Origin of the sequence: Phytohabitans maris (genome assembly GCF_031085175.1) — a bacterium.
Classification (GTDB): domain Bacteria; phylum Actinomycetota; class Actinomycetes; order Mycobacteriales; family Micromonosporaceae; genus Phytohabitans; species Phytohabitans maris.
In genome coordinates this window covers 52,011-65,513 of record NZ_JAVHUY010000031.1, presented here as the reverse complement: position 1 = coordinate 65,513, position 13,503 = coordinate 52,011, and the positions used below count along the sequence as shown (strand labels likewise).

Sequence of the window (13,503 nt, the reverse complement as noted above, 5' to 3'; positions counted from 1 at the left end):
CGGGCGAGAGGATGCGGGCGTCGTGGACGGCTACTGGCTACAGGTGGCGCTCGTCCTTGTCCTGGTACTGGTCAACGCGGCCTTCGCCGGCAGCGAGATGGCGCTGGTGTCGCTGCGCGAGTCGCAGATCCGGCGGCTGGAGCGCACCTCCCGCGGCGGCCGGGTGCTGGCCCGCCTGGCCCGCGACCCCAACCGGTTCCTGGCCACCATCCAGATCGGCATCACGCTCGCCGGGTTCCTCGCCTCGGCCGCCGCGGCGGTGTCGCTGGCGCAGCCGCTGCTCGGCCCGCTGGGCTTCCTCGGCTCGGCCGCCCGGCCGGTGGCGATCGTGCTGGTCACGGTCGTGCTGAGCTTCATCACCCTGGTCCTGGGTGAGCTGGCGCCGAAGCGGATCGCGATGCAGCGCGCCGAGGGGTGGGCGCTGCTGGCCGCCCGCCCGCTGGACGCCCTGTCCGCGCTCTCCCGGCCGGTGGTGTGGCTGCTGGGCCGGGCCACCAACCTCGTCGTGCGGCTGGCCGGGGCCGACCCGGAGGCGGGCCGCGAGGAGGTCACCACCGAGGAGCTGCGGGACATGGTCGCCGCGCAGCGCGGCATCTCCCCGGACCAGCGGTTGATCATCAGTGGCGCGTTCGAGGTGGCGGAGCGGATCCTGCGCGAGGTGCTGGTACCGCGCCGGGACGTGTTCACGCTGCCGGCCGGCACGCCGGTGCAGCGGGCCGTGCGGGAGCTGACCGCCTCGGGGCACTCCCGGGCGCCGGTGGTCGGGTTCGCCGGCCTGGACGACGTGGTCGGCGTGGTACACCTGCGCGACCTGCTGGGCCCGTCCGGGACGGTGGCCGAGCAGGCCCACCCCGCGCTGTTCATGCCGGACAGCCTGCGGGTGACCGACGCGATCCGGCAGATGCGCCAGCAGCGGCAGCAGTTCGCGCTGGTGGTCAACGAGCGCGGCGCGACCGACGGGATCGTGACCATGGAGGACCTGGTCGAGGAGATCGTCGGCGAGATCTACGACGAGACCGACCGGGACGTGCAGGCGGTCGTCCGCGAGCAGGACGGCTCGCTGCTGCTGGCCGGCGGCTACCCGATCCACGACCTGCCCGACATCGGCGTCGACCGGCCCGAGGGCGAGGACAGCGGCGACTACACGACCGTCGCCGGCCTGGTGCTCAGCCGGCTCGGCCACATCCCCACCGCCCCCGGCGAGGTCGTCGCGCTGAGCGGGTACACGGCCGAGGTGGTCGAGATCAGCGGCCGCGCCATCACCCGGGTCCGGCTCCGGCCGCTGCCCGCCGCCCCGGACGAGACCGGGGAGGCGGTCGACAGCGGCCGCCGGTGACCCGGCTCAGGACGCCGAGTCGCCGAGGTCGGCGAGGGTGATCAGCCCGTCGTGGAGGGCGCGGGTGACCAGCTCGCTCTTGGTACGGGCGGCCCGGCCGACGTTGGCGTACTTCACCCGGACCCGTTCGATGTGCGTGTCGACCGTCTTCACGCTGATCTTGAGCTTGGCGGCGACCAGCTCCTTCGAGGAGGACGCGAACCAGGCGCGGAGCACCTCCACCTCGCGCTGGGAGAGCCGGGGGCGGTTGGGATCGTCGTCGGCGACCAGCACACCGCCGAGCGACGGCCCGGTGTACGCCCGGCCGGCCGCGGCCGCCTGGATCGCCGGTACCAGATGCTCGGGCCCCTCGGTCTTCGTCAGGTACGCCAGCGCGCCGAGGTTGACGCACTTCAGCACCGTGCCGCTCTCCGCGTGCTGGGAGTAGACGACCACCCGCCGCCCCTCGTCGACCAGCCGCCGCAGCTCGCCGAAGGCCGGGTTGCCGGGCACCAGCTCCAGGTCGAAGATCACCACGTCGGCGAGCGCGCCCGGCCCGGTCCAGACGTTCGCCATCCTGGCCCGCGCGTCGATCAGCTCGATCGGCGGCTCCGCCCGCTCGCACCAGTACCGCACGCCCGCCGCGATCGCCGCGTGGTCGTCGACGATCACCGCGGTGATGTGGTCGCCTGCCACCGCACCTCCACCCACAGCCGCTCCCCGGTACCGAACGCCTCCAGCCGCACGCCGGGCGCGGCCGGTCGCGGCAGGTCCAGCGGGCCGCAGTCGGCCAGCACGTTGACGCTGACCAGGTCGGGGCCGCCGACCACGGTCACCCGGGCCCACGAGGCGGCCGTGGCCAGCACGGTCAGCGGGGCCTCGGTGAGGTCGCGCCGGACCGGCAGCGGCAGGTCCGGCCACTGGCCGCGGGCGTCCAGCTCCACGAGTACGCCCTTGCGGTCGGCGACCTCCGCGCAGTGCCGCAGCTCGTGCAGCAGCCGGTTGGGCACGACGTCGACCTCGGCGAAGAGCCGCCGCATCCGGGCCGCCTCGACGGCGCACTCCCGCCGTACGGCCGGGTCGGCCGGGTCCAGCCGCCCGCTGGCCAGCCCCTCCAGCAGCGGCATCGTGCTCAGGTCCAGGTCCGCGAAGCGTTGCTGCCGGCGCCGGTGCGACTCGGCCGCGGCCGCCTCGGCGGCGGCGACCTGCTCGGTCTCCCACTTCGCGGCCGCCGCCGACCGGGCGATCCCGCGGAAGGCGGCGGCGGTCACCGCCATGCACAGTGGGTACCCGATGACGCCGATCGACCCGGTCGCGAACCGCAGCACCGTCGTCCGGTCGACGTCGGTGGTGAGCAGCATGTTGGCCAGCGCGACGCCCCAGTGCAGGCCGAGGAAGGCCAGGTGGACCCGGAGCGGGCGGCTCAGCAGCACCACCAGCCCGACCCAGGTCGCCTCGCCGAAGACCCAGTCGCCGGCGGACGCGGCGTGGCCGTGGGGGAGCGCCGAGTAGGAGAGGACCGCGGCGAGGACCACGACGCCCACCGCCGGCCACCGCCACGCGGCCGGCCAGAGCCGGCCGCGCACGACCAGGGCGGCCTCGACGCCGAGCACGCCGGCGAGCATCGTGAACGACACCAGCTGTACCCAGGCGGGTTGGTAGTGCTCCCAGCCGCGGACGATGTTGGGCAGGCACAGCAGCGTCAGCCCCGCGGACGCCGTGGCCAGGATCCCCACCCGCAGCCGGGACGTCAGCTGGGCCCGGGTGGCCCGCTCGATGGCGATCCGGGGGTCGTCAGCCATCGCGCCACTCCAGGGAAACGGTGGTGCCCGCGCCCGGCCGGGAGGCCACCCGCGCGGCGCCGCCGACCGCCGCCAGCCGGCCGTGGACGCAGTCGCGCAGCCCCCGCCGCGTCGCCGGTACCCGGTCCGGCGCGAAGCCCCGGCCGTCGTCGACGACCTCCACCCGCAGGTCGCCCGGGTCACCGCTCAGCCGCACCTGGATCTGGCCGGCGCCGGCGTGCCGGACGACGTTGTTCAGCGCCTCCCGCGCGGCGTCCGCGACCGCCCGCGCCACCCGGTACGGCACCGGCAGGTCCGGCGGCCCGGCGAACCGCACCGGGAGCTGGCTGACCGCCTCCACCTCCGCCCGCAGCAGCCGTACCAGGTCGGCCTCGGCCGGTGCCTGCTGGCCGTACGCGCGCAGCATGTCCAGGTCGCGCCGGGCCCGCGTCGGCAGCCAGCCGTCCCCGGGCCGGACCTGGCCGCTGCCGACCATCAGCAGCGTGGTGGCGGCCGTGTCGTGCAGCGCGTTGACCAGGTCGCGCTCGTCGGCCCGGACCGCCTCGGCGACCCGCCGCGCCGTACGCGCCCGCTCCGCCTCCACGGCCAGCCGGTCCGCGCTCCGGGCGCCGCGCATGACGAGCGTCCACGCGGTGCGGGACAGCGCCGCGATGGCGAGCACCCAGACCGCCGCGTTGACCACGTCGCTGGCCGGCTCGGTGACCACCACGACGGCCAGCAGCGTCCCGGCGGCCACCCCGGTGGCCGTCACGCCGTAGGCCAGCGGCGTATACCACTGGTACGCCAGACAGGCGAAGCTCACCAGCAGCCGGATCCACCCCACGTTGCTCTGCGCGGCGGCGTCGGTCCAGAAGATGCTCAGGCAGACCAGCACCAGCACGGCGACGTCGACGGCGGTCGCCCAGAGGCCGGTGCGGCGCAGCAGCCACCACACGTACACCGCGCTCCAGGCGCCGACCCCGGCGACCACGACCGCGGTCGGTGCCGCGTGCTCGCCGGTCGCCCGGACCAGCCCGACGACCGCGACCGGGCCGAAGACCGCGATCCGGACCCCGGCGGCCAGGTGGCGCCCGTACCGGGACAGCAACGCCACGGACTCGCCGCCCGCGCCGCTCACGCCCGCTCCACCGCCCTCCGCCCACCGGACCCGGTTGGCTGCACCCTAACCCCGGATGCCGTCGCGGACGTGAACGGAGTGTGGGGTGTTCGCCTGACACCACGCCCGCGGCGCCGCCGATACCGTCGCGGAGGCCGTGTCCCCGCAGGCGAGGAGATCCGATGCAGGTCGACGCCGCCGCGCTCGCCACGTTCGCGTCGCGTGTCCACGGCCTCGGGCTGGACGTGGCGGCGGGCCGGCGGTACATCCGCGACTACGCGGACTTCAGCTGGCTGGAGGACGGGCTGATCGGCCTGCTCCGCTCCGCCCACGAGAACGCGGCCGCCGAGGTCGACGACGCGCTGCGGCACCTGGAGTACCTGCTCGACAAGTCCGCCTTCGAGCTGCGCTTCGCCGAGCACTACTACGTCCACACCGACGTCGAGTCGGCGATCGCGATGGACGGCACCTTCGACGGGGCGCCGCAGCTGTACACACCGCTGCGGCCGGAGGCGCCGGACCCGTACTCGCCGGCGTCGGCGTGGAGCGAACCGCGGGTACACCTGACCGACCCGGGCGAGCCGGAGGCCAGCATCGGCGACGGGTACGTCGACCCGCTCCAGGTCTTCGAGCTGGTCAGCCCGGCGTCCTGGCTGAACTGGCTGCTCAAGGAGACCTTCGGCTTCGACGTGATCGGCTGGATCACCAAGCAGTTCACCGGGGACTGGCGGGCCCTGGCCCGGTTCGGCATCGCGGCGGGGAAGCTGGGCGACTGCATCGGCGCCGTGGGCGACAACCTCCGGTACGCCCGGGACGAGGTGGCCCGGCACTGGAGCGGCAACGCGGCCAGCAGCGCCCTGGCCTACTTCACCGAGGTCGCGGCCGCGTGCGCGGCGGCGCAGGCGGCGCTGCGGGAGCTGTCCGGGCAGTACAAGGAGGCGGCCCGGGGCAACTGGCTCTTCGCCAACCAGGCCGCCGGCGTGATCACCGGGATCACCGACGCGGCGATGCTCGGCGGGATCGGCGCCGGCCTCGGCACCCTGTTCGGCTGGACCGGGATCGGCGCCTGGGCCGGCGGCACCCTGGCCGGCAGCCAGGTGGTCCGCATCACCCGCCTCATCCACGAGGCGACCGGCATCATCCAGAACGCGGGCAGCGCGCTCTCGGCCATCGCCGGCGTGGTGCTGGGGATGACCGACCTGGGCGGCCTCAAGTCCCTGCCGATGCCCGACCACCCGTACGACCACCCGGGAGTCACATGACCGCGTACGAGGAGCTCGTGTCGATGACCGGCGGCGACCGGGAGGCCGCCCGGAAGCTGCTGGACGGCCTGCGCCGGATGGCGCAGGAGGCGCCGGACCCGCAGCTGCGCCGGTTCGCCGCCGACGTCCTGGCCGGCCACGTCACGCTCCGCGAGGCGGCCCGCTCGGAGGCGTACGACGCCGTGCTGAGCCCGCACTTCCACGGCCTGACCCGCTGGCGCGACGCGCTCCGCGAGCGGGAACGCCGGCCGTCGCGATGAGTCAGCGGCCCGCCGGCCGACCCGCGGCGCGGGGTCAGGACGGCTGCGGGGCCAGCTGGCGGGCGGCCCACGGAGTGACGACGAAGCCGCGCTTGACGGTCAGCAGCTCGACGTTGGCGGTCCAGGACTGGATGCCGTCGATGCCGGCCAGGGTGTGGGTGGTGAACTGGAAGAGGTCCTGGTGGGTGGGGAGGATGACCTCGCACATCAGCGACTGCTGGCCCAGGGTGGCGGCCACGAACCGTACGCCGGGGAGCTCGGCGAGCTCGCGGGCGACCGCGTCCAGGCGGGCCGGTGCCACCGACAGCCAGAAGAGGACCTCCGCCTCGAAGCCGAGCGCCGCCGCCGGTACCAGGGTGATCACCTGTACGCAGCCGGTGCCGTGCAGGGCCTCGAAGCGGCGCCGGACGGTGCTCTCGCTGACCCCGAGCCGCGAGGAGACGGCCTGGAAGCTGGCCCGCCCGTCCTCCCGCAGGACGTCGACGATCTGCTCGCCCATCGCGTCGATGTGGTCCGGCGCGCAGTCGTGCACCGCCGGCGGCGGGCCGAGCTGGCTGGCGTCCGGCAGCAGGTGGCGGCTCCACTCGTGAGTGGACTTGTACAGGTGCAGCTCCAGGTCGGCCACGCTGCTGCGCACCCCCGCGATCGCCTGCACGCCGTCGAGCAGGATGGGGTGCAGGCCGGCGCCCTTGGGCACGACGAGCTCGGCGACCAGGTCGTAGGCGCCGGTCACCAGCGCGACGAACCGCACCTCGGGCATCGCGGCGAGGGCCTGCGCGGTGCTGAGCTGGGTGCCCGCCGCGCACTGGATCCGGGTGATCAGCACGTCGGTGGCGCCGGGCAGGGGCACGGCGGCGACCCGGATGAGGCCGGCGGCGAACAGCTGCTGGCCCCGGCGCGCCACGGTGTTGACCGAGACGCCGGCGAGCTGGGCGATGTCGGTCCAGCTGGCCCGTCCGTTGACCTGGAGCGCGGCGACGATGCGCCGGTCGGTCGAGTCGAGGTGCGCGTACATGTCCACCGGCATCATGCCGTAACAGGCCCCACGTTCGCGAGGAACCGCCGGACCGTCGACTGGAACAGCTCCGCCTCCTCCAGCTGCGGGGAGTGTCCGGACTTCTCGAACACGACGAGCTGGGCGCCGGGGATCAGCGACGCGATCGCCTCGCCGCACTCCACCGGCGTGATCCAGTCGTGCCGGCCGACGGTCACCAGCGTGGGGCAGGTGATGCGGGGCAGGTCGGCCTTGATGTCGTAGCCCGGCTGGTTGACCGCGAACGCGTAGTTGTGTGTCTCGTACCGGTACGGTGTGGACGCCACACGCTCGCGGACCTTGTCCCAGTCGAGGTCGTGGTCGTAGAGCGGGAGGATCTCGGCCCAGCAGTCGCGCAGGTCGGCGTCGTCCCGGACGGTACCGGACATGATGCGGTCGAGCTTGTCCCGGTCGACCCGCACCCGCGCCGAGGAGAGCGCGTTGCGCAGCGCGGCGTCCTGGTTGGAGCTGTCGGCGGCGGTGTCCCGCAGCACGAGCGCGGCCACCCGCCGCGGGTAGCGGATCGCGTACTCCATCGCGACGAAGCCGCCGTACGACCCGCCGGCCATGACGATCCGTTCGGCGCCGAGCCAGGCGCGCAGCCCGTCCACGTCGCAGGCCCACTGCTCGTGCGTGAACGGACCCCGGCCCTCGCTGGCGCCGCTGCCGCGGGCGTCGAAGACCACCACCCGGTAGGCGTCCGCGAACGGCCCGAACGAGGCGCGCGGCTCCGCCATCGAGCCCAGGCCCGGAGCTCCATGGTGGACGATCATCGTGGGCTTGCCCGGGGCGTCGCCGAGCACCTCCACGTTGAGCCGGTTTCCGTTGATCTCGACGTCCATCTCAGGCTCCGATCACGATGTCGGACAGGTCGCGCGGGTACCCGGTCAGCCGCCGCGGCCCGCCCGCGGTCACCAGCACGGTGTCCGAGATGCGGTATCCGGCGTGTCCCGGGACGTACAGGCCGGGCTCGCTGGAGAGCACCATGCCGGGCGCGAGCACGGTCTCGTCGCCGTCGGCCACCCAGGGCGGCTCGTGGAAGCCGAGCCCGATCCCGTGCCCCTGCCGGTGCCGCAGGTACCGGGCGAGCCCGGCCCGGCGGATCACGTCGAGGCAGGCGCGGTTGGCGTCGACGCAGCGGACGCCGGGGCGCAGCGCCTCGGTGCCGACCTCCTGCGCCTCGCGCACGACCGTGTAGTAGTGGCGCTGCGCACGGGTGGGCTCGCCGAGCAGGAACGTCCGCTCGCTCTCCACGAACCGCCCGCCGACCGCGCAGCCCAGCGACAGCATGAACGGCTCGCCGCGGCGCAGCCGGTCGCCGCCGGGGAGCCGGTGCGGCTGGGCCGAGTTCGCTCCACTGTAGACCAGGCCGCCGGTGAGCATCGGCACGACGACCACGTCCTCGTGCTCGGCGTGCATCAGGTCGGCGCCGAACCGGGTCACGTGCGCGGCCAGCTCCGCCTCGGTGGGCAGCTCGCCGGTGGCGGTGGCGACCAGGCGGGCACCCTCGGCCACCATCGCGTCGGCGATCCGGGCCGCCTCGACGTGCAGCGCGATCTCCTCCGGCGTCTTGCGCATCCGGTGCCCGGCGACCAGGTCGCTGACCGTCCACTCCGCACCCTCGAAGGTGACGGCGAGCTCCCGTACCCGGGAAAAGGACGTCGACGGCGCGTGCGCCGCGCGGTGCGGCCGGGTCCCGACGGCGTCGCGGAGCACCGCGAAGGGTGACCGTTCGCCGGGAAACTCGGGGTAGACGACCAGGGTGGCGCTGGCCCGCTGGTCGGCGGCGTACTCGCGCTCCAGGTCGGGGACGAGCAGCAGCACCTCGCCCTCCCGGGGCACGTAGGCGACGACCGGGCGCTCGTTCGGGAAGTGCGCGAAACCGGTCACGTACGCCACGTCGAGCGGGTCGTCGAGCACGAGCGCGTCCAGGCCGGCCGCGTCGAGGTCGGCGCGGAGTCTACTGTGGAGCTCGGTGTGGAAGGCGGGGGCCAGTCGCATCGGTCACCTCGTGCGCGGGTCGCTGGCGTCGTTGTAGGCCACCGCGACGAGCGTGGCGGAGACGACCAGCAGCAGGATGGCCAGGGACGGAAAGAGCGTGGTCCACCACGCCGTCGCCAGCGACCCGGAGCGCTGGGCGTTGTGCAGGATCGTCCCCCACGACCAGCTGTCCGGGTCGCCGAGGCCGAGGAACGACAGCCCCGCCTCGGCGAGCACCGCGCGCGAGGTGGTCAGCACGACCGAGACGGCGACCACCGGCGCGACGCCCGGCAGCACGTGCCGGCGGATGATCCACAGGTGCGAGCCGCCGAGCGCGTGCGAGGCGGAGACGTACGGCATCGGCACGACCGCGAGCCCCTGCGAGCGCACCACCCGGGCCACCTCCGGCCAGCTGAACGCGGCGATGACCACGACCAGCGTGGGTACGCTCGGCCCGGCCAGCGCGGCGACGAGGATCATCAGCGGCAGCACCGGCAGCGACAGGGACAGGTCCACGACCACGCCGAGCGCGGCGTCGGCCCGCCGGAAGTAGGCGGCCGCGACGCCGACCACCACGCCGGCGACGATGGCCAGCGCGCTGGCCGCCAGCCCGACGACGATGCTGACCCGGGTGCCCCAGACCACCTGGGCGAAGACGTCCCGCCCCAGGTCGTCGGTGCCGAACCAGTGCCCGCCGCCGGGCGGGGCGAGCACCTGCTCGCCGTACCCGCTCGGGTAGTCGGCGATCAGCGGCGCGCAGAGCGCGACCACGCCCATCAGCAGCAGCACCGCCACCGCGGACGGGCCGAGCGGGTTGCGCCGGAACGCCTGCCAGGTCAGCCGCCCCGGCGACTCGTGCGCGCGGGTCACCGTCACGACGCGCGCACCCGCGGGTCGAGCACGCCGTACGCGATGTCGGTGACCAGGTTGGCCACGATCACCGTGAACGCGAGCATGATGAACGCCCCCTGCAGCACCGGGAAGTCGAGCTGCGCCACCGCGTCGTAGACGGCCCGGCCGACGCCCGGGTACGCGTAGATCGACTCGGTGAGCACCGCGCCGCCGACCAGGAACCCGAGCTGCAGCCCGACGAGCGTGGTGGTGGGCAGCAGGGCGTTGCGCAGCGCGTGCCGCCACACCACCCGCCGGTTGGGCAGGCCCTTGGCGCGGGCCAGCCGGCAGTAGTCCTCGCCGAGCGCCTCGATCAGCGTGCTGCGCAGGGTCAGCACGTACGAGCCGAGCTGCACCAGCACCAGCGACAGGCAGGGCAGCACGAGGTGCCGGCCGATACTGGCCCAGGCGGTCAGGCCGGTGACGTCGTCGTCCATCGCGCCGCCGATCGGCAGCAGCCCGAACCGGACCCCGAACAGGTACAGCAGCAGCACACCGACGCTCGGCACGAACAGCGACTGGCCGGTGACCCCGCCGACCTGGACGAGCCGGTCCAGCCAGCCCTTGGCCCGGGTGGCGGCGAGCACCCCGAGCGGGATGCCCACCGCCACCGTGACCAGCAGCGCCGACCCGGCCAGCAGCAGCGTCCAGGGCAGCCGTTCGAGCAGGATGTCCAGCACCGGCTGGTTCTGCCGGAACGAGACCCCGAGGTTGCCCTGGGCGAGCTGGGCCAGGAAGTGCCAGTACTGCACCGGCAGCGACTTGTCCAGGCCGTAGTCGCGCAGCAGGTCGGCGTAGAGCTCCTCGGTCATCGCCGGGTCGGCGACCGCCAGTGCCGGGTCGCCGGGCAGCAACCGCAGCAGCAGGAACGTCACCGTCGCCGCGAACCACAGGGTCAGCAGCCCGCGCAGCAGGCGGCGGACCAGGAACCGAGCGCTGCCGCCCACCGCTCAGCCCTTCTTGGCCTGGGCGAGCGACTGCGGGTTGACGATGGAGAGCAGCTCGCTCGGCTGGACCAGGAAGTTCGACCACTGCGCGGAGTGCGCGATGGTGAACTCCTCGACGTAGAGCACGTTGTCGTACACCTTGTCGCTGATCATCTTGGCGGCCTGCTGGATCAGCGGCTTCTGGTCGGCCTGGTCGAGCTGGGCCCGGGCCTGGTCGATCAGCTTGTCCAGCTCCGGGTCGCAGGCGTTGGCGTAGTTGATGAAACCCTTGCACTTGAACGCGAGCGCCAGGTTGGCCGGCGGGTTGTCCATGATGGCCCACGAGCCGGCGTAGATGTCGTAGTCCCGCTCCTGGTACTTGGCGACGTACGTGTTGCGCTCCAGCCCTTCCAGCTTGATGTCGACGCCGGCCTGCTTGGCGGAGTCGCGCACGAGCTGGGCCCACTTGGCGATGTTGGGGTCGGCCTGGTCGAAGATCATCCGGAAGCTGAGGCCGTCGAAGAGCCCGTCGCCGTCGCCGTCCCGGTAGCCGGCGCCGGTCAGCAGCTGCTTGGCCCGGGCCGTGTCGTACGTGTACTCCTTGGCGCTGGTGTCCTGCCACTGCTTGAGCGTCGGCGTGAGCACCGAGGAGTTCGAGGTGACCGCCGAGCCCTGCAACGCCACCCGCCGGATCGCCTCGTAGTCGACCGCGGCCGCCAGCGCCTGGCGTACCTCGAGCCGGTCCAGCGGCTTGCGCTGGGTGTTGTACTGCATGTGCGCCCAGCCGAGCGACGGCACCTTCACCGTCTTGATCTTGTCGTTGCCGTCGAGGGTCTTGGCCAGCGCGGGCGGCACCACGTTGGCGATCAGGTCGATCTCGCCGTTGCGCAGCGCGAGGGCCTCGGTGTTGACGTCCGGGAAGACCCGGAACACGACCTCCTCGACGGCCGGCTTGCCGCCCTCGACCAGCGGGTACGAGTCGACCCGCTTGAGCACGTACCGCTGGCCGCGCTCGGCGCTCTCCAGCTTGTACGGCCCGGCGGAGACCCAGTTGGCGTCGTTGGCGAACTTCTGCACGCTCGGCGCCTTCTCGAACACGTGCTTGGGCACCACCGGCATCCAGAAGCCCACGTTCTCCAGGAATGTGCCGTCCGGCTGGGACAGGTGGAACTCGATCTCGGTCGGCGACACCGCGGTCGCCCCGGTGTACGACGGGATCAGGCCGGCCACGATGCCGATCTTCTCCTTGGCCACCGCGTCGATCGTGAAGATCACGTCGTCGGCGGTCACCTTCGTGCCGTCGCTCCAGGTGAAGTCGTCCCGCAGGGTCACCTTGGCCGTCCGCCCGCCGTCGGCGTACTCCCATCTGGTCGCCAGGTACGGCGTCCGCTTGCCTTCCAGGTCCATGCTCATCAGGCGCGGGTACATCAGGTTGGTGACCCAGGTGTCGGTGCGGCTGTTGCCGAGCAGCGGGTTGTAGTTGACCACGTCGGCGGTGGTGCCGATGGTGAGCCGGCCGGCCCCGCCACCGCTGGCGGAGGAGCCGCTGTCGGGGTTGCCGGGTGAGCAGGCCGCCAGCGTTACCGAGGCGATACCCGCGAGGGCGAGCAGGGTGCGTCTCATTGGTGCCAGACCTCCTCGAGGACGCGCATGATGTTGCCCCCCAGGACCTTGACGACCTCGTCGTCCGAGTAGCCCCGGGCGACCAGCCAGGACGTGATGTTCCAGTAGCACTCGGCCGGGTTTTCCAGCCCGTCCACGTACGGCACCCGGGGGTGCTCGACGTGCCCGTGCGCCTCGGCGATGGAGAGGTGACCGGCGAACGTGTCGTGCAGGCCGACGTGGTCGCCGAAGAGGGTGTCCGGCCCGAAGGCCACGTGGTCGATGCCGACCAGGTCCACGCAGTACGTGAAGTGGTCCATCACCGACTCGATGCTGTGTCGCGGGTGGGCGGGGGAGAGCGTGGTGTGCGGCGCCGCCTCGATGCCGATGACCCCGCCGCGCTCGGCGCAGGCCCGGATCACCTCGTCCGGCTTCATCCGGTTGGTCGGCCAGACCGTGCGGGCGCCGGCGTGGGTGATGAAGATCGGCTTGGTGGAGTGCCGGATGGTGTCCAGCGAGGTGCGGTCGCCGGAGTGCGAGACGTCGATCGCGATGCCCAGCTTGTTCATCCGGCGCACGGCCCGCTCGCCGAAGTAGGTCAGGCCGCCGTCGCCCCGCTCCTTCAGGCCGCTGCCGAGCGCGTTCGCCTCGCTGTAGGCGATGCCCATCTGCCGTACGCCGAAGCCGTACAGGATGTCCAGCCGGTCCACCTCGTTTTCGATCATGGTGGCGGCCTCGGTGGCGACGACGAGCCCCATCCGGCCGGTGGCGTGGGCCTCGGTGATGTCGGCCAGCCGCTCGACCTTGACCAGGTAGTCCTGGTGCGCGATGTCGGACAGGCGGGTGCCGACGTCGGCGATGACGTCGCTCCACTTCCAGCCCATCTGGCTGGTGACGCAGCAGGTGCCGTCCATGAAGTTGTCGAAGACGGCGGTCATGCCGGAGCGGGCCAGCCCGTCGTAGCCGGTGTGGTGGCGCCCGGTCCGGTTGTACTCCACCGTCTCCCGGATGTCGTCCGGGAAGACCGAGGGGTGGTCGTGCAGCGAGATGACGACGTTGTCGGTGAGCAGCCGCCGCACCCGCTCGCGCTGGTCGCCGGTGAGCGCCGTCCCCTCGTACGCGGGCACGCGCCCCAACTCGGGCGCGAGCTTGAACTCACGGTAGTCGGCGCCGGCCTCGAGGTAGCCGTAGGACCGGTAGCCGGTGTATCGGGTGGCGGGTTCCAGCACGCCGGGCTCCCTTCATGATTCACAACTAGCCAGACCGTGCCAGGATCAGTCATCCGCAGTCAATACTGTGAAGAAATCCGGTCCGTTACGGTGTCGTAACGACAGAA

The 13,503-nt window shown here is 72.9% G+C and carries 13 protein-coding genes; 3 read left to right on the top strand and 10 right to left on the bottom strand.

The features are described from left to right. Positions 1 to 22 precede the first annotated feature (22 nt). A complete protein-coding gene (locus RB614_RS28730; protein WP_308715793.1) occupies positions 23 to 1,336 on the top strand; it encodes a hemolysin family protein in 1,314 nt (437 codons plus the stop codon). Positions 1,337 to 1,342: 6 nt separating this feature from the next. Here the strand turns inward: RB614_RS28730 and RB614_RS28725 are convergent, their stop codons facing one another. From RB614_RS28725 to RB614_RS28715, 3 genes are read right to left on the bottom strand one after another with little or no spacing between them, the layout of a single operon-like run. Beyond that, a complete protein-coding gene (locus tag RB614_RS28725; RefSeq protein WP_308715792.1) occupies positions 1,343 to 2,011 on the bottom strand; it encodes a response regulator in 669 nt (222 codons plus the stop codon). Then, positions 1,984 to 3,117 carry a hypothetical protein gene (locus RB614_RS28720; RefSeq protein WP_308715791.1) on the bottom strand — a complete coding sequence of 378 codons (1,134 nt, stop codon included), beginning with the start codon at positions 3,115 to 3,117 and terminating at the stop codon, positions 1,984 to 1,986. Before RB614_RS28720 ends, RB614_RS28725 begins: the two co-directional genes overlap by 28 nt. Next, a complete protein-coding gene (locus RB614_RS28715; RefSeq protein WP_308715790.1) occupies positions 3,110 to 4,234 on the bottom strand; it encodes a sensor histidine kinase in 1,125 nt (374 codons plus the stop codon). Before RB614_RS28715 ends, RB614_RS28720 begins: the two co-directional genes overlap by 8 nt. A 161-nt stretch (positions 4,235 to 4,395) precedes the next feature. Between RB614_RS28715 and RB614_RS28710 the strand changes: the two genes are divergently transcribed. Continuing rightward, positions 4,396 to 5,475, top strand: a complete 1,080-nt coding sequence (locus tag RB614_RS28710; protein ID WP_308715789.1) for a hypothetical protein — start codon at positions 4,396 to 4,398, stop codon at positions 5,473 to 5,475. Further along, positions 5,472 to 5,735 carry a hypothetical protein gene (locus RB614_RS28705; RefSeq protein ID WP_308715788.1) on the top strand — a complete coding sequence of 88 codons (264 nt, stop codon included), beginning with the start codon at positions 5,472 to 5,474 and terminating at the stop codon, positions 5,733 to 5,735. The genes RB614_RS28710 and RB614_RS28705 overlap by 4 nt, the downstream gene beginning before the upstream one ends. Before the next feature lie 34 nt (positions 5,736 to 5,769). On the opposite strand, the gene RB614_RS28700 is transcribed toward RB614_RS28705, so the two are convergent. From RB614_RS28700 to RB614_RS28670, 7 genes are read right to left on the bottom strand one after another with little or no spacing between them, the layout of a single operon-like run. Next, the gene (locus tag RB614_RS28700) at positions 5,770 to 6,765 is read right to left on the bottom strand and encodes an Lrp/AsnC family transcriptional regulator (RefSeq protein ID WP_308715787.1); all 996 of its coding nucleotides are present in this window, start codon (positions 6,763 to 6,765) and stop codon (positions 5,770 to 5,772) included. Then, entirely contained in the window at positions 6,762 to 7,610 is an 849-nt protein-coding gene (locus RB614_RS28695; RefSeq protein WP_308715786.1) for an alpha/beta fold hydrolase, read from the bottom strand. The genes RB614_RS28700 and RB614_RS28695 overlap by 4 nt, the downstream gene beginning before the upstream one ends. A 1-nt stretch (position 7,611) precedes the next feature. Next, positions 7,612 to 8,769, bottom strand: coding sequence for a M24 family metallopeptidase (locus RB614_RS28690; protein WP_308715785.1), 1,158 nt, complete (start codon positions 8,767 to 8,769; stop codon positions 7,612 to 7,614). 3 nt (positions 8,770 to 8,772) lie between these two features. Next, positions 8,773 to 9,624 (bottom strand): ABC transporter permease, encoded by an 852-nt coding sequence (locus RB614_RS28685; RefSeq protein WP_308715784.1) that lies wholly within the window; start codon positions 9,622 to 9,624, stop codon positions 8,773 to 8,775. Continuing rightward, a complete protein-coding gene (locus RB614_RS28680) occupies positions 9,621 to 10,586 on the bottom strand; it encodes an ABC transporter permease (RefSeq protein ID WP_308715783.1) in 966 nt (321 codons plus the stop codon). The genes RB614_RS28685 and RB614_RS28680 overlap by 4 nt, the downstream gene beginning before the upstream one ends. A 3-nt stretch (positions 10,587 to 10,589) precedes the next feature. Then, complete coding sequence (locus RB614_RS28675) at positions 10,590 to 12,188, bottom strand: ABC transporter substrate-binding protein (protein WP_308715782.1); 1,599 nt, start codon at positions 12,186 to 12,188, stop codon at positions 10,590 to 10,592. After that, the gene (locus RB614_RS28670) at positions 12,185 to 13,396 is read right to left on the bottom strand and encodes a dipeptidase (RefSeq protein ID WP_308715781.1); all 1,212 of its coding nucleotides are present in this window, start codon (positions 13,394 to 13,396) and stop codon (positions 12,185 to 12,187) included. Before RB614_RS28670 ends, RB614_RS28675 begins: the two co-directional genes overlap by 4 nt. Positions 13,397 to 13,503 lie beyond the last annotated feature (107 nt).

Excerpts from the sequence above, each read along its gene's own strand:
- RB614_RS28720 (WP_308715791.1), bottom strand. The coding sequence starts at position 3,117 with ATGGCTGACGACCCCCGGATCGCCATCGAGCGGGCCACCCGGGCCCAG.
- RB614_RS28710 (WP_308715789.1), top strand. The coding sequence starts at position 4,396 with ATGCAGGTCGACGCCGCCGCGCTCGCCACGTTCGCGTCGCGTGTCCAC.
- RB614_RS28705 (WP_308715788.1), top strand. The coding sequence starts at position 5,472 with ATGACCGCGTACGAGGAGCTCGTGTCGATGACCGGCGGCGACCGGGAG.
- RB614_RS28700 (WP_308715787.1), bottom strand. The coding sequence starts at position 6,765 with ATGATGCCGGTGGACATGTACGCGCACCTCGACTCGACCGACCGGCGC.
- RB614_RS28695 (WP_308715786.1), bottom strand. The coding sequence starts at position 7,610 with ATGGACGTCGAGATCAACGGAAACCGGCTCAACGTGGAGGTGCTCGGC.
- RB614_RS28690 (WP_308715785.1), bottom strand. The coding sequence starts at position 8,769 with ATGCGACTGGCCCCCGCCTTCCACACCGAGCTCCACAGTAGACTCCGC.
- RB614_RS28675 (WP_308715782.1), bottom strand. The coding sequence starts at position 12,188 with ATGAGACGCACCCTGCTCGCCCTCGCGGGTATCGCCTCGGTAACGCTG.